7 protein-coding genes are annotated in these 19,458 nt (G+C 68.8%); 1 reads left to right on the forward strand and 6 read right to left on the reverse strand.

Annotated features, from left to right (window positions below; genetic code table 11):
- Positions 1 to 23: 23 nt before the first annotated feature.
- The 5 genes from IU452_RS03265 to IU452_RS03285 all read right to left on the reverse strand — a co-directional run bounded on the left by IU452_RS03265 (position 24) and on the right by IU452_RS03285 (position 16,083).
- Positions 24 to 686 carry a hypothetical protein gene (locus IU452_RS03265; RefSeq protein WP_195107326.1) on the reverse strand — a complete coding sequence of 221 codons (663 nt, stop codon included), beginning with the start codon at positions 684 to 686 and terminating at the stop codon, positions 24 to 26.
- Positions 686 to 1,138 (reverse strand): hypothetical protein, encoded by a 453-nt coding sequence (locus IU452_RS03270; protein ID WP_195107327.1) that lies wholly within the window; start codon positions 1,136 to 1,138, stop codon positions 686 to 688. Before IU452_RS03270 ends, IU452_RS03265 begins: the two co-directional genes overlap by 1 nt.
- Positions 1,139 to 1,190: 52 nt before the next feature.
- On the reverse strand, positions 1,191 to 11,396 hold the full coding sequence (locus tag IU452_RS03275) for an alpha/beta hydrolase (RefSeq protein ID WP_416382275.1): 10,206 nt from the start codon (positions 11,394 to 11,396) through the stop codon (positions 1,191 to 1,193).
- A gap of 3,811 nt (positions 11,397 to 15,207) precedes the next feature.
- Entirely contained in the window at positions 15,208 to 15,717 is a 510-nt protein-coding gene (locus tag IU452_RS03280) for a YbaB/EbfC family nucleoid-associated protein (protein WP_195107329.1), read from the reverse strand.
- A 48-nt stretch (positions 15,718 to 15,765) separates the two neighbouring features.
- Positions 15,766 to 16,083, reverse strand: coding sequence for a hypothetical protein (locus IU452_RS03285; protein WP_195107330.1), 318 nt, complete (start codon positions 16,081 to 16,083; stop codon positions 15,766 to 15,768).
- A gap of 344 nt (positions 16,084 to 16,427) precedes the next feature.
- Between IU452_RS03285 and IU452_RS03290 the strand changes: the two genes are divergently transcribed.
- Positions 16,428 to 17,765: an MFS transporter gene (locus IU452_RS03290; RefSeq protein WP_195107331.1), complete on the forward strand. Its 1,338-nt coding sequence runs from the start codon at positions 16,428 to 16,430 to the stop codon at positions 17,763 to 17,765.
- Between the two features lie 61 nt (positions 17,766 to 17,826).
- On the opposite strand, the gene IU452_RS03295 is transcribed toward IU452_RS03290, so the two are convergent.
- Complete coding sequence (locus IU452_RS03295) at positions 17,827 to 19,401, reverse strand: hypothetical protein (RefSeq protein ID WP_324192412.1); 1,575 nt, start codon at positions 19,399 to 19,401, stop codon at positions 17,827 to 17,829.
- Positions 19,402 to 19,458: the final 57 nt, after the last annotated feature.

Here is a 19,458-nt window from a genome sequence, read left to right on the forward strand (position 1 = left end):
CTTGCACCGGTGTATATTTCGACTCAACCGAGATCGGGATACTGCGCTCGAGCCTCGTCCGACAGCTCCGCGATGCTCAGCTCCCCCGCTCCGCCGCAGACCGGGCATACCCTGGCGCCCAGGCATTCTCGGCAACGCCGACGGCCCGAGGGCCCGCCCTTGGTCCAGCCGCGGCCGTGGCAGACGGGACAGGCTCCGAGACCGTCGCATTCGTAGCACAGCACCGCGCCCTTGCTCACGGTGTCCGATGTGACCTTCGGGAGCGGGGCGGTCGACGGTTCCGATTGGTACACAACAACGCTCGGAGTCTCTCCGAGAAGTACTACTCCGCCGTACCCCTCCTCGGTGCGCACCTGGACGGTGTAGCCGTCGCGGGTGCCGACCACGGCGACCACGCCCACCGCGTCCGGATCGTCGGAGCGCTGGACCCGTACCGCCCACCCCGTGGTCTCCAGCGCGTGCGCGGCACGATCGACGAAGGCCGGGTCGTAGGGCGCGGACAGCTTGGCGAGGGCCTCGAATCGATGCTGGGGCGGCTGCTGCCAGTCCACCGCGGACGGATGCGACGGAATCACCACATGCGGTACCGAACCGGGAACCACCTGAGCCCCCAGCCACTGCAGCTGCGCGCGCAGGTATTCGGCCGCCCGGTCCAGCCACTGCCGCGCCTGTTCGTTCTCCGCCATCACGGATGGTCGATCCGGGTCGGGTATGGGGTTGCTTCCTCCGCGTCGGGTTCGAAGGATGGTGTCGCCCCGGACAGGCTGAGGTATCCGTTCACGCTCTGGATAAGGGTGAACCCGTACCCGTCCGGTGTCCGGGTATCGGCGCTGCGCGGGTTCTCATCGGTCTGCGTCGGCCAGCCCTGCTGTTCCCACGCACGGATCACCAGGTCGAAATACCGATCGCAGGTATCGGGAGTGGTACCGAGCACCCAGTACGAGATGGTGAAGAATTCCAGGACGTTGTCGGGATCGCTGTCGTTCCAGGGCAGGGTGACACCGCGGTGCAGCACCGCATTCGGAAGGTCCGGATGTCGTAGCGTCAGCGCCAGTTCGGGGGGCAGTATCCGGAGCGTCTCGGTGTAGTACCGGAGCAATTGTTCGCGTGCCGCGGCCTGCGTCGTCGCCGGGAGCATACCGTCCTCCTTTCGTCGATTCGAAGGGCCGCGGGACCGGCCCGCTGCCTGTTCAGCGGAGCCGGTGCCCTTGGCCGGTCAAGATCAGCCCCAGCTTCCTCCACGCCTTCTTCCTGGGATAGAAGTAGTTCGGGGCCGTGTGGTCGGCCGGATTCCAACCCTGCCGCGCCGGACCGGGTGTGGAATCGGACTCGAAAACCGTAGCGCCGAACGCGGGGTCGGTCGGGAGGGGGCCGTGGTTGGGAGGAATCAGCTTGACGGAGTCGTAGTCGGATATGGTCGCAAAGATGTGGTCACCGTTGTCGGCGGGGTCGACACCGGTCAGTCGAAGATCCGCCACGCTGTCCACGCCGGTGCCGAAGCTTCCGATGAACACCAGCGCGTCGGCATTCAGTTCGTTTCCGTGCCCGGCCGAATGCCCACCGGTGACAGCGCCGTAGGAATGCGCGATGGTCGTGGTGTACGCGGGTGGTCCCTGATGAGTGACCCGTAGCCCGTCATGGAATTCCCGCACCTTCTGCGCGCCCTCTTCCGCGTTGACGGACGAGGCCGCCGCAACCAGGGAGCTGGGGTTGTTGTAGGCGCCGAACAGCAGTGCCGCTGTCTTCGCAGTCGGGTCGTACAACTCGACGGCCTGATGCATTTGTATCAAGGTTTGCACAGCATAGCCGTGACCGCTGCGCCGCCGGAACGCGCCGGCCAGTGCGACCGCCACATAGTCGGCGGTATCGGGATTGCCGAGAGCGTAGATGTACTGGAGCTTGTCATCGAGATACGACAACAGGGGCTGGGGTCGGCCTTCCTCTGTCGTATCGAGGTAACTCTTCATGTCGTCGATGATGCTCAGACGCTCCTTGTTTCCCTCCAGCTCGGCCTGTTCCCGCAGCATGGCAAGGGTTTGCCGGTTGTACCTGTCGCGGTCGATGTGCGGTATTCCGTCCCGGTTTCCGATGAACGGGTCCTGGGCATACAAGGCGTCCTTCTCCGCGTCGGACAATCGCGACCAGAGTTCGTGCAACTGTTCCGGATCGGTAGGTACTCCGATATCCGGGAGCGCCGGACCTGCCGGATCGACCTCCGCATCCAAAGGCCACCGATACCATCGTGCCCCGTTGTCTTCGTTCTCGACGAGGTTGTCGCGGACGATCCGAAGCCGCTCGCCGGTCCCCTCGGGAAGCGTCACCCCCGACTGCATTTGCAATGCCACGTGATACCTGAGGATGCCACGATGGAACGTCTCGGACAGGTCGAGCTCGGGCGCGGTTTCGATGCTCACAACTTGCGGAACCGTGACCGCGGTCAGGATCCGGTCTCCCGCCACGACGAATCGACCCGACATCTCGAATGAGAGCGCACGCGAGAGGGCCGGATCGTCGGGGAACATCTCGACGGTGAATGTCCCCTCGTCCATCGAGAAGGTCAAGCGCACATCCTGGATCGTGGCCCGCCGGTCTCCGGTCAGCTGTTGCCACGCCTTCAACCAGCTTTCCTTGGCGGAGACCAACACTCGATCCCAGTGCACATCACCTTGCCGAGCCATGTCGGCCAGCCACCGCAGTTCCTCCGGCCGCGCCGCGCTCCGGAGCACATCCTCGCTCGGAGGCTCATTGCGCTGGGCGTCGATGCCGACCGCACCCATCTTCGTCGAACCGGCGACCACAGCGGCAAAATAGTCGCCGTCGCGCGTGAACGAACCGACGACAGTCCTCGGCCACACCGGCTCCGGGCCCGGCCGAATTGCCACGTCATCGATGTTGCCGTCGAATTCCTGCAACGCCCGAAGCGCCACGGCACGAGCGTTGTCCTCCTCGCCGGGCACCGTCGGATCGTGACCGACGGTCTCGCTGATATGCCACTCGGGTTCGGGGAACAGCGACTCCAGCGATCCGTCCCCAGCATCGTCGATGTGGGTGATCGCGGGCTCCGGATGCGCCTGGGGATCGGCCGCGTGTTCGGCACTCGGCAGCAGCGGCTTCCGGTCGGCGCCGAATGCGATCGCCGAAATCTTGCGCGTCCCCGGCGTCTCGGTGCCCGGTTGGTACGGGTGCCACGCACCGTCGTCGATATTCGGATCGCTGACCATGACGACGCCGTCTCGAACAGCCATCAGCGACATGTGCGCGACATCCATGTCACCGATGGAGTATTCCTCGATCACCAGCATCGCGGTCGCGGGATCGTCGGGGTCGGTCAGCCTGAGGTTGATGTCGTCACGCGACGCGACCTGCCGCATGCGCCCGCCCGCGAACTGCTCCTCCACCTCGGCCGGTGACCGGCCCGACAGGCTCGCCGTCTCGGGAACGGTCACCTCGAGGCCGAGTTCGGCTGCGGCCTTGCGCAATACGCGCAGGACGCAATCTTCCGCGGGCGTATCCGAGTCCTGGGCGGGAGCCCGGTGCCCGCTCGACCCATCCCCGGCCGGGCCGGGCGGCACCTCACCCCGCCGACCCAGGCCGCTGTTCGGCTCCGCCCCCTGCTCGGCCGAGTGCCCGAGGGCCTCGGGAAGGCCGGATGAACGAGCCTGCTCACCCACGTCCGGTCGCCCGGCAGCGACATCGGATGCGGTGGGGGCCGGGTTGTACACGATCACCATGCGGTCGGTCGGTTGCGGCGGTGAATACTTCGCCATGGCGGCCGGGTTGATCACATTGCTCGCGCCCGCGTCGATCGAGTACACGTAGTTCTTGTTGCCCGGGTACGCGAATTGGGTGTGCTCGATGATCTCGAACGCGTCGGCGACCGAGGGTGGCAGCACCCGATTGATCGCCATCATCAACTCGTCGCCCTGGATGTGTCCGCGGTCGCCGGGGGTCCCGCCCTCCCTGAGCTCGGACTTCATATCCCACTGGATCTCGATGCGCGCACCGGGCGCCAGGGCCCTCGGCAACTGCCGCGCCAGCGCGTTGTACTCGGCGTCGCCGAAGTGGGCGCTGACGTTGTTGATGTAGAACCGCGCTACACCGCCGTTGTCGCCGACGTTGAGCACCTCGCCGGAGAAGAGCAGATCCGCGTACACCATCAGGGAGCCCGGGACGGTCAGCGGTCCCGGATCCAGAATGCCGAGGACCCGGCGGCGCTGTCCCGCATCGGCATAATCGCTCGCCAACTCGGTCTGCAGGATCAGCCCGCCGCCGGAACGGTCCGACAGCGGTGTCAACTCCACCGCGAAACCGCTGCGGCCCACACCCACGTCGACCGTGTGACCGCCCTCTCGGGCCGCCGCCACCGAGGGCCGCTCCTCGAACAGCACGGGATGATTGCGGTCGGCCGGCATCCGGTACTGCGGGCGAGGGCGGGTGAGCACGTCGATCGACGACCGTCCGTCGGCCTCGGCGTGGACCACGACCACGTATTCGGCCTGGAACCCGTGCGCCGCGGCCCCCCGATTCGCTCGATCGATGCCGTGCAGGAACTCGCGCAGCGACATCGAGGCACCACGCGGGTGGCCCGGCAGCGGATGCGGGAACTCGATGCGGCCGGTGCCGCGATCCAGCACACCGCCGACCCGATCGGGAATGTCGGCGAAGGTGCGGGCCACCTCCCGCATCCGGTCGAAATCGATGGCATCGCGCAGCGATAGCGGGATTCCCGGCGCATGCTGCACCTGGTCGATCGCATCCAGCAGCGCCCGCACCCGTTGCGGCGAGCCGTGCGGCATCGGATCGTTGAACGCCGCCCGCAGCGGGGCGAGTTCGTTCATGAACTGGTCGTTGGTGATCTCGTGGTGGTCCTCGTCCCCGACGACGGCCTTGCGGGCGGCATTGGCGGCCTTGTCGGCGAACATGGGTTCGAACATGCGCCGGCACAGCTCTTCCCGCATCCGGCCGTTGAGGGCCAGGGCCTCGGCCATCACCACATCGTCGGCGAAGTCACCGGTCAGGATGTCGCGCAGCTGGGCCAGGTGGGCGGCGGCGGACTCCTCGAACTCCGCGTCGGTCAAGTCCTTCCCGAAGACGGGTCGATGCTCGAACGCGTCGAGGTGGTCCGGGCTCACGCGGTGCGCCAGCTCGGGGTCCCAGGCGGCGAGCCGCCCCGCCGCGTCACCGGCCGGGTCGGTGATACCCAGATGCTCCAGCAGGTCGCCGAGGTCCTGTCGGATCTCCGAGAGCAGCCTGGCCCGATTCGGATCGAAGATCGCCTCGTCCAACTGTGTGGCAACGACCTTCAGCTCGGCGAAGCGGACACCCGGGTGCCGGAAGTCGGGATCGGTCGCCTGCCGGATCCGAACCAGCAGATTCGCCGCGGCGCGCGGGATGTCGCGGTTGCGCAGGCCCTTCGACAGCGTGATGTCGAATCCGGTCCCGTCGGCACTCCGTCGGAAGGAACCGATCGCAGTGCCTTCCACCTCACCCACATGGATGTGCACCGGCCGACCGTCGGGAAGCAGCAGGTGCCCGTTGCGATGCCAGCCCACCCCGGCGGGCACGAGCGCCCGGACCGAGTTCTCGACGGCGTTCAGGGCCATCTCCCGGGTGAGTGCCTTCTCGGTGTCCGGACGCGCGGCGCCGTGGAATTCACCGAGGCTGTCGGCGATCTCGACCCCTTCGGGGTCGATGCGGGTGTTCGCCGGATCCGGCGCGGTCTGCGGAGGCTCGTCCGCGGGGAGATGAGTGTCCGGGTCGGAGCCGGAGATGCTGGCCCACACCGACTTTCCGCGGCCCTCCGGCAGCGCGGTGACACCCGTCGCATCGGATTCCCGCGCGACGATCGAGCCGCCGCGGCCGCGATTCCCCTCGCCCGCCAGCGGTTCCTGCGGTGTGTCGTCATCGTGGAATGCGGCGAGCAGCGCCTCCGGATCGGCGTCGGCGTCGAGATCCGGGAAGGCATCCAGCAACGCCTCGGGATCCAGATCGCTCAGCGCCGCCGAGTCCGGATCGACGCCCGTCTGCTGGTCCGTCGCATCGGCGCGATGCACGACCGACGTCGCGCCCTCGGTGAGCAGGGGATGGTCCGGGTTGGTGTCGACCACCTGGATCAGCACGGTCCAGTCGCCCGGATGACCCACCACCCGCAGCTCCAGTCGCACCGGACCGGTGCTGTGCTCGAGCGCGTTGGCCACCAATTCCGAGGTGACCAGCCGCACCGAGTCGTTGCGGCTCTCCAGCCCGAGCGCGGTCATCTGGTCGACGGCCCAGCGCCGCGCCACCGGCGCCCAGCTGGTCCGCTCCCACGACCCGTGATCATCCTCGGTCAATCGTCCTTGCGCCTGGGCGTCTTCCGGCGTCCCGATGCCCACCACCAGATCGGCCTCGTGCAGCACCGGCCTGGAATCGAGTTCCGGAGTTCCGAGCTCGCTCGGTGACAAGCTCGTCGGCGCGATCTCCGCGTCCTGCGCCGCCTCGGGCCCGGGCCCCTCCGGCACGTGCACCGCGGGAAGGTCGATCCCGACTCCGGATTCCGCCAGCCATGGCTGCACCACTCGGGAGTGGAATTCCTGCAGCGCGGCGTTCACACGCACCGCATCCGGGCCCAGGGAGGCATTGGAATACTGGGCGATGATTCCGCCACCGCTGCGGACGAGTTCCAGTGTGACCGAACCCGGTTCGCCGCGAACCGGATGGAGCGACAGCGTGATCGTCACCCGGCTGAAGCCCTCGTGGACGTCGGTGACGGACACCCAGAAGTCGTCGCCGTGCCCCCGGAACATCCTCGACAGTTCGCCGCTGCCGACGCCGTCGATCACGTCCGTGACGGTCGGAGCGTCATCCCGCGCCCACAGTCGGCCCTGGGTGCCGTCATCGAAGTTCACCCCGGACAGATCGACACCGAGCCTGTGCATTTCGTACCGGAACTGAGCCGCGAAGCGTGGGTCGGTCACGGTGTCCGGGTAGCCCTGTGATCCGAGCACGCCCGATTGGATGCGGCCGTTCTCGATGACCCACAGACCACACGCGGCCGGCCCGTCCTCCGGGTTCGCATAGGTGGCGTGGACCTCGGCATGCAGGACCGGGCCGCCCCGGATATCCCCGGGCGTCGCGCCCAGCAGGAACGAATCTCCGAGGATATCGGTCGAATACGGTCGGCCGTCGGGACCGTAGAACAACCCGTCCGGGCCGACGGTCAGCCTGTTCACCCGCGCTGTTCGGCCGGGGTCCGCGGTGGCTCCGGGTGCGTGCGGCCGCGCTATCTCGTAGGTGTCCCGGCTCGGTCGCATCGGATCCGGCGTGCTCTGGCCGATGCGCAGGGTGTCCGGCAGCGGCGTCTGCTCGCCCACTCCCTCCACGACTCGGCCGTCGTGGTAGACGATTGCCCACGTCGCGGCGGTCTCCGCCCTGGTGCCGCCGGTCAATTCGGCCAGCGACACCCGGTAGCCGGTCTCTGTGACGAACCATTCGCGGCCTTGCGGATCGGTCCCGGCGTATGTCACCACCCGGCCGTCGACGTCGAATCGGTCCATGCCCAGATGGGTGATGGTGTAGGAGTGCGCGCCGACGCCGAAGTCGTCGGTGGTGGTGCGCTGGTCCACCACCCAGGCGGTGGCTCCACTGCCCTGCGCGCGCAGGGCCTGCAGCAGCTTGGTGTGCGCCCCGGAGTCGGCGTCGGCGACGAACTGTTCGGGCCGGGCGCCGCGGAAGTTCGCCTGCAGGTCGCCCCACGCCACGCCGCTGAGTCGTCGCGGATCCAGCGACACCGGATCCGCGACGTCGCCCTGCTGCTCGCGCAGGTGCTGAATCGACTCGGGCACACAGTGATTCACCGGATCGAAGGCGGTCGGAATCCGGTAGTAGGCCTCGGCCAGCGTCTCGACGGTGTCGATATCGGCCGCGGCCTGGTCCACCTCGGCGCGCAGCTCCCGCAGTTCGGCAGTCAGCTGCTCGGGGCTGCGCGCGGTCAGATCGGCGAGCTTGCCGGCCTTGAAATTCTTGTAGATGGCCTCGGCCTGCTGCGGGGTGGCCGATTCGAGATCGACGCCGAGCATCCGTACCCAGTCCGCGTCCGGCGTCGGCACATCGGTGACCGGCGAACTGGCCCGGGCCCGCAGCGCATCGAGCAGGCGACCGTAATCCTCGGCGATCCGCGCCGCGTGCTGCGGCGAATTCGGATCTCCCACAGGCAATCCCATGGCATTGTCATGGGCCTGTTCGGGGACCCGCGGGTCCATGTCGACCAGCTCGGGATGCTCACTGAGCAGCTTCGCCAGCTTGTCGAGGTGCGCGGCCCGGTCCGGATGCTGCTGACGCAGCTCCTCGATCACCTCGGCCGGAGGTCGGCCGCGCAGGGTATCCCGCTGCAGGTCGAGTTTGCTCAGCAGATCTTCGAAGTCGCCGAAGCGGCGCACGGCGGCCTCGTTGTGCCCGTAATCCACCAGTGCGGCGATCCGCAGCGCCCGCAGCGCGTTCTCCGTGCGCAGCCGATCGACCGTGGCGGCCACCCGATCCGGGGACAGGTCCGCCAACGGCACATCCAACCGGGCGGCGGCATCGTCGACGCGGGCCGCGATCTGGCTCGGTGACAAGGTGGACGGATCCAGGGGCTCGGCCGGTGTCGGCTCCGGCAGGTTGTCCGGGACCACGCGCCAGGGTTCGTCGCCCTCGCGCACCATGGTCACCGAAACTCGGCGGCCGTCCACCGCACCGGAGAAGTGCCGGACCTCGGGCGTGGCCACCTGGGCCGTGTGAATTCCGGTGAGATCGGCCCAGGCGACCCGGTATTCGATACGCCAGCCCCCGTTGGTCAGCCCCTCGGCCAGGTCGGCATTGCGAGGGTCGGCCAGCGCATCGGCGAGCAGACGATCGTGGTTGAGGCCACCGTCGACCACGACCAGCCGCATCGGCTCGGTGCCGACCAGTCCGATGCCCCGGTCGGGATCCAGCATGACGCCGTTCTGATCATCGACCCACCGACGACCGGCGTCGCGGGCCATGGCGTCGGCGAGGTCGCCGAATCTCGTGTCGGCGGCCGAATACCGGTGCGCCAGCCTTTCGAAATCGGCGGCGGCCCGGCCGAGTTCGCGGCCGCGGTCGTGCAGATCGTTCAGCACGGTGTCGAGGTCGGCACCGGTCAGCGTGCGCGGATCGACGCCGAGCATGCGCGCCCAGTCGCCGCGCTCCAGGCGAATCTGGTCGCGCCGCAACGCATTCTCGAACAGCTTGCGGACCATCGGGTCGCTGCTGTATTCCAGCTGCCACCAGCGGCGCGGCAGATTCGGGTTGTTGTTGACGTTGACGCGGCGCTCGAGGTCGAGCCGGTCCGGGTCGTGGCCCAGCTCGGCGTGCATCTCCTTGACGAAATGCTCGATCATGTCCGGGTTGTGCTGCCGGATCATGTCCAGGTAGCCGACGTGCTCGTCCTCGGCGTTGTAGCGCAGGGCCGCGTCGCGCAGTCCCTCCACCATGGCCGCGTGCCGCACGACGCGGTACTGCAGTTCGGCCGTGGCGCGCCGCACGGCCTCCGGGCTCAGGTCCGGCAGCGGCAGGCCGAGATCGTCCGCGGCCTGGTACAGCGCGACTCCCTGGCGATGACGCTCGGCAATCGCGTCCGAAAGCTCTTGCCGCTGCGCGGAGTTCGGGTCGATGATCTCCCGGTCGGGCACCGGCGGGACGACATCGCTCTCGACGCCCGGGCGTTCCTGGGCCGCGGGCAGTTCCGGCGGCCGGGGCTGACCCGGATCCACACCCGTATCGCCGCGCAGCCAGCTGATGAACTGGCCGCGTCCCTTCCACAGTTTGAGCGCCTGCAGCGTGAAGAACGCCGGATCCCAATGGACCCCGGCGTCGTGCCCGGTCACCGCGTGCGTGGCCGAATCGGCGACCGACTGGTAGTAGTCGGCATTGCGCTCGGACCCCAGCGGATACTGGATGCCCATGTCGTGCCGCGTGAACGGCGCCTTCAACCGCCGCCAGAAGCGCTTCCACTTCGTCTCGGGAGACTGCTGTGCCGGTGGTGCCGGGCGCGGCGCGGGGTGGGGCGCGGGCATCCGCTGCGCCGGAACCACCCGCCAATTGCCGTCCACGTCGGCGACCAACTGGACGGGCACCCGCTGCCCGTCGATCTCGATGTCGAAGCGGCGAGAATCGCCCGGTTGCACCGCCGCGGGCCGCAGCGAATCCTGCCGGGCCACCTGGGTCACGTCGGCCAGGTCACCGACCGCGACCGCACGAGCCAGTGTCTCGGCGCGCAATCGCCCGATGGTGTCGGCGAATCGGCCCGGCGCCAAGTCGGCATCGCTGACGCCGAGCAGATGAGCGAACGTATCCCGCACCGCCGCAAGCTGATTGCGATGCGCCGGATCGGTAGTCGCATCGTGGTCGCGCACCGCGGTTTCCAGTGCCTCCACCGCACCGGCCCGCAACAACGTCCGATGCCGTTGATCGGCAATCGTTTCCGCGAGACGCTCGGGGGTGAGGGCATCGTGGTTCAGACCCAGCTGCCGGGCCAGCAGATCACGGACATCGGCGGCGGACATTGGTCGCGGCTCGCCGGACGGCTGGGTGGGCCGGTTCCATTCGCCTATCGCGTCCCGGTCCGCACGCGGCAGTTCCGTCGGCGTCCGGCCGTCCGGCTGCCAGCCCGCCCGCTGCAGTTCCTCGGCGTCCAGCGGTCCGAAATCGTCCGGGAACCGCATCGGCCGACCGGCACCGTCCGGGGAGGTGTCCAGGAAATTCCGCACCCACGCCTGCTGGGTCAGGTCGGCTATGGCGTGCAGCGGATCGGGCAGTCCCGCAAGGGAATCGCGCAGGCCCAGCGCATCGGCCAGGGCGTGGGCGTAGACGCGCTCGGTGTCGGTGAGCGGACGCGCGACACCGTCGGTGTCCCGGAGCTCTGGCGACTCGTCGAGGAATCGCTGCGCTTGGGACAGGGGATCGTGCTCGGGCGTGGGATCCGGTGTGTGGGTGTCGTCACCGATCGGCGAGGGCCGGGTCCGGTCGCGACCGGGACCGTCGGCGGGCAGGTCGGGATCGTCGGCGCCGCGGGCGTGCGTGGGCGGGCGCAGGCTCTCGCCGTCGGCGCCGAAGAAGACGCCCCAGGTGGCCTTGACGTCCGGCAGGTCGTTCGGATCGAATTCGCGCGGTGGGCCGAGGCGCGGATCGTCCACCATGACCGCGTTGCGGGTCTCGTCCCAGTACATGACGTAGGCGTGCGAGCCGACACCGTGCTCATCGACCGGGCCTTTCAGCTCGTCGACGACCACGACGGTGGCCTTGCCCTTCAGGTACTCCAGACCGGCGGCGATCATCTCGTGCGCCGACAGCTTGCGGGTGCCCTGGACCGGCATCAGCTCGCCCTGCAGCACATCCTCGAGCCGGCGCCAGGTCATGCCCTCAGGCCCGACCGAACCCGGTTCGGGCGGGGTGATGTTCGCGTTGCCGGTGCGCTGGGCGGCCACCCACGACGCCACCTCACCGCAGTTGTTGTGCGCCAGCTCGGGCCGCTCGCCGAGATCGGGCCGGCCCCGCGCCGGGTCCGATGTGTCGGTGTCGGGGGCGTGATGTTCGGTCGCGCCTGCCCGATCGGCGGCGATCGTGTCGAGCCGGTACATGGCGCTGGTCGGCACGCCCGCCGGGGCTTTGTCGGCGTCCGGGACGATCGAGTCGACCCGGCTGTAGAGCCCGCGTCCGGTCTCGACGTGCACCCGCACGTCGTCGCCGAAGTGCCCGGACTTGATCGTGGGCGCCTCGCCGTGGTGGGCCGCCAATGCGACATCGGTGACCAGGCCCCGCAACCGGCCGCCCTGGCCCGCCGCCTCGGCGACGTCGACACCGTAACCGTGGGCGATGACCTTGTTGCCGGCCTTGGCATCCGGGCCGTGGGTGGCCTCCCGTGCCGCGTCGAGGGCGGCGATATCGCGCACCAGCAGGTCGGCACCGGCCCGGGCACGGCCGAGACCGACCGCCTGCAAACCGGACCGGAGCTTGCCGCCCGCGGGAGCGTCGTAACCGAGCCAGGCAATGGAGGCCACCGACTCGCCGGGGCGGGCCCGGCCCATCGCGGTCTGCTGGTGGTGCAGCGCCACGGCCAGGCTGGTGTCGAGATTCGCCACGGTGTGGCCCCTGCCCGCCACGTGCCAGGACAGGTGGTTCGCGGTGCCGATATCGCCGAATGCGATGGCCGCCCGGCCCTTTCCACCGAAGGCGGTGGAATCGTAGGCCACCACGTGGACCGGCATGTCCGGATCGATCCTGGCCGCCTGACGTTGCGCCACGGCGAGGGCACGCACGGTCGCGCGCAGATTGTCCAGCTGTTTGCGTTCGGCCCGGGTGAGGTCGTCGCCGCGGCCCTCCAGGTCGCCCAGCTCGCGGGCGATCTGCAGGCGGTTCGCCTGGTTCGCCGAGGCGGGATCGATACCGGGGGCCCTGCCGATCACCTCCGGGTGCGCACGGATGAGCGCCTGCTGCATCTCGCGGTTGCGCACCGGGTCCGGATCCAGCGAATTCCACCAGTCGGCGTTGCGGCGGGCCAGCTGCTTCGCGTCGGCGGCGGTATCCGCGCCGTCGGTGGGGTCGCCGTGCAGCAGATCCTGGGCGGTGGCGTCGTCGCCCAGCTTGTTCAGTGCCTCGTCGGCGAGACGCTGCTCGGTATCGGTGGCCGGAGCCGGATCCTCGGTCAGGACATCGCGAGTATCCGCATCGGCCGCGCGGGTCCGAGGGCTGTCGGTGTCCGCATCCGAGGCGGGGCCGGCGGAGTCGTCGGCCGCGGGCCTGCCGGAGTCGGTGTCGGCGGAGCTGTCCGGGGCACGTGTTTCGGGCCCGGATTCACCGGTTGTGTCCGGCTCGCCCGCATTGGCGTCGGTGTCGGCCGGGCGGGCGTCGGTGTCGGTGCTCGTGCGACCGGAGCCGGACGGCGGGGCGTGCGGGGTACCGGTGACGGCCGGTGTCGCCGCCAAACCGGCGGCAACGGCGGCCTGAGCGGCCTGCGTGTCCACGTCCTGGTCCGGGAGGACCTGCTGCTGGTCGGCGCCGGTCTCCGCGGCCGTGTCGGCGGGCTTCGCCTGGGGCGCTTCGGAATCGGAAACCTGCGCCTGCAGACCGCCGTCGAGTCCGCTGTTCGTTCTGCCGGTCGCACCGGGCTGGGCGGCCGCGCGGGATCCGGCCGTGTCCGGTGCGGAGCTCGGCCGCGATCCCGAATCCGGTTGCGGTGCGCGGGCTGTCGAGCCCTCGCCGGGACGACCGGACTGCGGCGTGGTGCCGGTGTCCGGCCGTGCGGAGACCGGCGACGAGTGCGAGCCACCCGTGGGCGAGGTGGTCGATGAACCGGATGTGGGCGAGCTCGGCGAACCGCTGGACGTCGTGCCACTCGGGGTGGCGGTGCCGGTGGGCGTCGGCGTGGGCCCACCCGGCGGCGCCGCGGGCGATCCGGCGACACCGGCGGCCAACGATCCCGCGGTGGCGGCCGGAGGAGTGGCCGCCGCCGGAGATTGGACGGCGCCGGAAGTGGTGTCCACACTCGGCGTGCCCGCCGTGTGACCGGAACTTATCGGGCTCGAACCGGTTTGAGGGGATTCGGCCACGTGCGCGGAGCTACCGGGATGCGCGGTGGCACCGTCGCCGGCATGCGAACCGATCCCGCCACCGCCGCTGTGCGCGCCGACGCCGGTATCGCCGCGCGATCCGGCACCGGCATCGCTGGGGGCCGTGGCGGTTTGCGCGGGGCCGGAATGTCCCGCACCGTCGGCCGCGGCGGCGTTCACACCGGGACCGCCGTTCGTCGTCCCCGATCCGGTATTGGCCTGCGAGCCACCGGAGTCTGAACCGGAGTGGTCACCACCGGTACCGGAATCGGGCGCACCCGACTGCGAGGCGACCGGTGCAGCGGGTGACGAGGCACCGGTGTCCGCACCGGTGGTGCTCGCAGGCGCGGTGTTGACCGTGCCGGTGTTCGCGGCGGGGCCTGCGCCCGTATTGCTCGTGGCGCCTGTACCGGATGTATTGGCGCCGTTGGTATTTCCGGCTCCCGTGCCGTTCTGCCCGGCGCCGGTGTTTCCTGTGCCGTTCTGTCCCGTACCGGTGTTGCCAGTGCCGTTCTGCCCCGTTCCGGTCGAGCTGTCCGACCCACCGGTCGTGCTCGACGGGGGGCGCGCACTGCCGTCGGAGGCACCGACATTCGACGCCGGTGTCCTGCCGTTGAATTGGTCACGCGACAACGGCTGACCCTGATATTCCGGCGTACCGCGGTAGCCATGGGCCAGGCCCGGCCCTGCTCCGGACAGCGCGCCGCCGGTCAGCATGCGCGGATCCAGATCCCAGTTCCCGGTGGACAGACCGGTGGCCGCATAGGCCGCGCCGGCACCGGCCAAACCCGCGCCCGCGCCCACGATGGCGCCGCGCATCGCGCCCTGCAGGCCCCGGTCGCCGAGGCCCGTCCGCCCGACCAGGTTGTGCATGCCGTGACCCGCCAGGCCTCCGACTCCGCCTGCCACGCCCGAGATCCAGGCGTTGTCCCACACCTGGCCCCAGTTCATGTTCTTCTGGTAGCCCTGGGCGACGTTGAGGCCCTGGACGGCGAGCTCCTGCGTCGTGCCCTGGAAGATCTCGACGAGCGCTTCCTGCGTCATCTCGTAGACGATCTTGGTGATGATCCGCTTGGCGCCCTGCGAAATTGCCATCCTGCCCACGATTGAGCCGATGGTCATCAGCAGGCGCCGACCCAGCCAGTTGAAGGCCGCGCGCGTCGCCGCGATCGCGGCCGCCTGCGCGGCCGGCGCACCGGGCCCCAGCCAGAGGGCCGCTGCCATCTCCCCCGCCAGCCACCCCAGCGAGATGATCCCGTTGAGCTTGGCCGATCTGATCTCTCCGGCGAAGCTCTCCGCGGCCTCGCCCTGGGACTTGAGGTACTTACCCAGTTCGGTGAGCGACCCCACCTTGGGGTCGTCGTTGTTGATGAGCTTCTTCAGCTCCTGCTCTTGCTTCTCCCGACCCTCACCGGCCGGATAGGAGAGCAGCATCGAATCGATCGCGCGTTCGGCAGCGGGCACCACTTCGTTGAGGATGCGGTCGCCCAGCCGGGTGAGGTTCCGACCGAGATCCTTCTGCAGATCCTCGTTGCCGTGCGGCCAATCAGTGCCCGCAACCCACTCCAGCCATTCCAGCCAGGGCGGGATCATGATAGCCACTAGACACCAGCCCCCGGGATCACCAGGCGTTATCGGTGGAGGTGCCGCGCCGCCCGCTCGCTCTGGTGTGGTCGAACTCCTCGACGTCGGTGAACGTCATCGCCTCCGGCTCGTCGCCGCGCTCGGGCGACCCGGGTGGCGCGGTGGATACCGGCGGCTCGACCGGGATGTCCTGCTCGAAATCCGGCATCCCTTCGATCAGTTCGGACAGCTTCGGCAGCCGCGCCCGGGCGTCGAGCAGCGGCGCCAACAGCTCCTTGTTCTTGCGGTCCACGGCCTCGGCCGCCGCCTGCGCTGTGCGGGTGACCAACCGGGCGAGTTGGTCGGGACTCAACTCATCGACATCGGAGGAGAAGCGGGTATCGATGACGACGCCATTCGCGTTGACGGTCACCGTTACCCGCTTGTCCCGTGAGGTGGCACTGGCGGTGAGGCGGACGCGCTGGTGTTGGGCCTCGGCGATAGCGCGCATCTGGTTCTGGAAATCCTCCAGGACCGAGTCGGCGTCCCCCACAAAGCCATCGCTCATCCCAAACCCCTGTCCACCTCATCTACCGCACCGAACCGACCGCAGGGGTCAGACCTGCCTCAACCTATCGGTCGAATCCTGCTCGCGGCGTTCGAGTTCCTTGGCCGCATCGTACTGTCCCTTCGACATCTGCCCCCAGGAGTCGCCGGACTTCGCGGTGCCGTCGATGACGCCGTTCATCACCGACTCGAAACCCTCCTCGCCGCAGCGGAACTTGTTGCCGAACTCGTCGTCGCCGCAGGCCGGGATCAGTCCGGACATGGCTGTCCTGGCCTCGGCGGCGATGTCGTGCAGCAGGTCGCGCACGGCCGCAGTGTCCTCGCCCGCACGCCGCAGCTTCTCGGTGTACGCCTCGAGATCCGTCATCGAAACCACGCCCTCTCAACCGACCTGTGTAGATGTTCGCATGAACCACGGACAACTACACAGCGAAGTTCAGCCGAACATTCATTCGTCTTGCCGATTTTGTCATGTTGTGCAAGGGACAGGATTCGCCGAGGCCTCCGACCGGCCAAAGGGAGTGTTAAGGATTCTCCGACGAACGCGGCTGGGCGGCCCCGCTGGTGGTAGCGGCAGACGGCCGGGCTATGACGCCGGTCGCGGGCACCGCCCTAACGGACGGTAAGAAATCCGGCCGGATTCTGGTTCGGTACTGTGGCCGCTCCCACAGTGAATAACTGCCGCTGATGCGGCGGCAGAAGGAGATTCACATGGCTTCGACACAACCCGTGAGCGAGCGCAGGGTCATCGGCAACGTCATGCGCGGATCGCTCGGCAATCTGATCGAGTGGTACGACTGGTACGTCTACGCGGCATTCCGGGTGTATTTCGCCGACACGTTCTTTCCCCAAGGCGATTCCACCGCGCGGTTACTGCAGGCCACCATGGTGTTCGCGCTCGGCTTCCTCATGCGCCCGATCGGCGGCTGGCTGCTCGGCCGCTTCGCCGACCGTGCGGGCAGGCGGGCGGCGCTGACCCTGTCGGTCTCCGTCATGGCCGCTGGATCGCTGCTGATAGCCCTCACTCCCGGCTATGAGACCATCGGCGTGCTCGCGCCGATGATCCTGCTGCTGGCGCGGTTGCTGCAGGGATTGTCGCTGGGTGCCGAATACGCCACCAGCGCGACCTATCTGTCCGAGGTGGCCACTCCTCGCAAGCGCGGCTTCTACTCCAGCTTCCAGTACGTGACGCTGGTGGCCGGTCAGCTGCTGGCGCTGGGAGTGCAGATCATCCTGCAGAACATCCTGACCCAGGATCAGATGCACAGCTGGGGTTGGCGCATTCCCTTCATCATCGGCGCATTCGGCGCGGTGGCGATCATGTGGCTGCGGCGCGGTATGGACGAGTCGGAGTCCTATCGCGCCGAGGCGTCCACGACGGCGCAGCCCGAGGCGCGCGGCACGCTGCGGGTGCTGCTGCAGTATCCGCGCGAATGCCTGATCGTGGTCGGTCTGACCCTGGGCGGCACGGTGGCGTTCTACACCTACACCACCTACATGCAGACCTTCATGATCCACACCGCGGGCATTCCGAAGCCGACGGTGGCCTGGATCAATTTCCTGGCACTGCTGGCGTTCGTGGTGATCCAGCCGCTGGCCGGGGCCCTGTCCGACCGCATCGGCCGCCGGAAGTTGCTGCTGTTCTTCGGCATCACCGGCGCCCTGGGCACCGTCCCGCTGATGACGGTGCTGGGCGGAACCCGCAATCCGGTCGCGGCCTGGGCGTTGATGATGGTCGCACTCGTGATGATCACCGGCTACACCTCGATCAATGCGATCGTGAAGGCCGAGCTGTTCCCGACCCGGATCCGTGCGCTGGGGGTGGGGCTGCCGTACGCACTGGCGGTGTCCATCTTCGGCGGCACGGCCGAGACGGTCGCGTTGTCGCTGAAGGAGATCGGCCACGAGTCGGTGTTCTTCTGGTACGTCGCCGGGTGTATAGCGGTGTCGCTGTGCGTCTACTTCTTCATGCGGGAAACGTCGGCCACGTCCACGATCGACGCCGAGCACAAGCCCGAAATCGAGACGGCCGCAAAGGTTTCCAGCTGACATCGCGGTGCGCCCGAGCTACGGCCGCGGTCCGTGGCCCGGGCGTACCGCACTCGCGGTTTCAGGCGTCGGCGCCGTGGCGCTCCTGGTATCGCTTCTCGAATTCGGCGATATAGACCGAGGGCGCGACCGACGACGAGGACTGCTCGAGGACACCGTCGTCGGCGATGTAGAAGATCGCCCGGCCGATCGCGATCTCGCCGGGCTGGGTGGGCACGTAGACCATCCAGCCGCAGTTGATCCGGTCCGCGCGCAGCCGGTCCAGCGGATATCCGGAGGTGTCCAGGTTCTGGTCCAGGATGTACTGCCGCACCTGCGCGACGGCTTCGTGCTCGGGCATGGGATCGGGCAGCGTCAGGGTGACACCGGCCATGGTGAGTTGATAAAAGGCGCTATCGATATCGAAGCCGCCGTCGTCACCGAAGGCGTCCACCAAGGTGTCGCGGGTGACCACACCGACCTCGGCGGCCGACACCAGATCGGCCACCGCGGCGCGCTGCCGCTCGGTGGGCTGCTCCGCGACCAGCCCGGCGATCACATCGGTGACGGTGTCGGCGGTCCAGAAACCGGGCACCGCTTCGGCGAGTCGGTCGGCCGCCGGTGATGCGCCGCGATACCAGCGCCCGTTCTCCCACCAGTAGCAGAAGCTCAGCAGGCCGTTGGCCGCGCGCGGATTCAGCACCGGGTTGGCCACCCACTCCGGGGCACCGGCATACAGGCCCGGCATGGGCGCGTCGTCGTTGTACGCCGCGTCCAGCTCCGGGGCGTTCCATACGCCGCCCGACAGCACCGCACGGCCGCCGGGCAGCAGATACAGGGTCGAGCCGCTGCGCCTGGACCCTTCGAACCAGCCCAGCGACGGCAATACCCGCGGTCCCCATTCGGATTCGCGGCCGACGAACGCCGCCGCCATCACCGCCCAGCGCGACCACATGGTGGGCAGGGTGGGGAAGTCACGCTCCGAAACCACCGGTCGCACACCGGCGGATCGATCGTCGCGGGCCCGGCGGGCGGCCTCCGCCGGCGGCCGCGACTGGCGACCGGCATGTCCGATGTAGGCGGCCAGCCACACCGGCAGCCGTTCGCGCGGATATGCCTGCAGGTCGGCCCGATACACCTCCGGGCGGAACAGCTGGTCGTCCGGGAACGGGTCGTCGCCGTAGTCGTAGTCGACCTCCAATCGACCCGCGTTGTCGAGCTGAAGCAACAGCCGCCACCACGGTCCCTCGGACAGGCCCGCCGACACCTCGCGCTGTTCGCGCACCAGGGCGAGCACCGCCTCCGACGCCGGGATGCGCACCGATCGTTGCTGGTCGTCGAAGAAGACGATCTGCGCTACCTCGGCCACCGCGGTGACCGCGAAGGCGGCCTCCAGCCGTCGCCACCCCTGCGGGCCCGCGGCCGCGAGGTCGCGCGCGATCCGATGGCTCAGGCCCTTGGCCCGAGCGGCCGGATCCGACGGCTCCTCGGCCAGACTGAATGTGATGTCGGGTTCGGCGTCGGACTCGGCAAGTCCCTTCGCGAAGGCCGCCATCACCTCGTCGTCGCGAGCGCCCTCCGAGGCGTCCGGGCGGTGATCGGGGGCCGGTTCGCCGGGCAGCTGGTTGTCGCGGGCGTCATCGTCTGGTCTGGTCACGTCGCAGCAATCTCCTCATCCCTGACTGGTTCAATCCTGGCACAACCGTGGGAATGT

It is taken from the genome of Nocardia transvalensis (genome assembly GCF_015477765.1).
Lineage (GTDB): Bacteria > Actinomycetota > Actinomycetes > Mycobacteriales > Mycobacteriaceae > Nocardia > Nocardia transvalensis_A.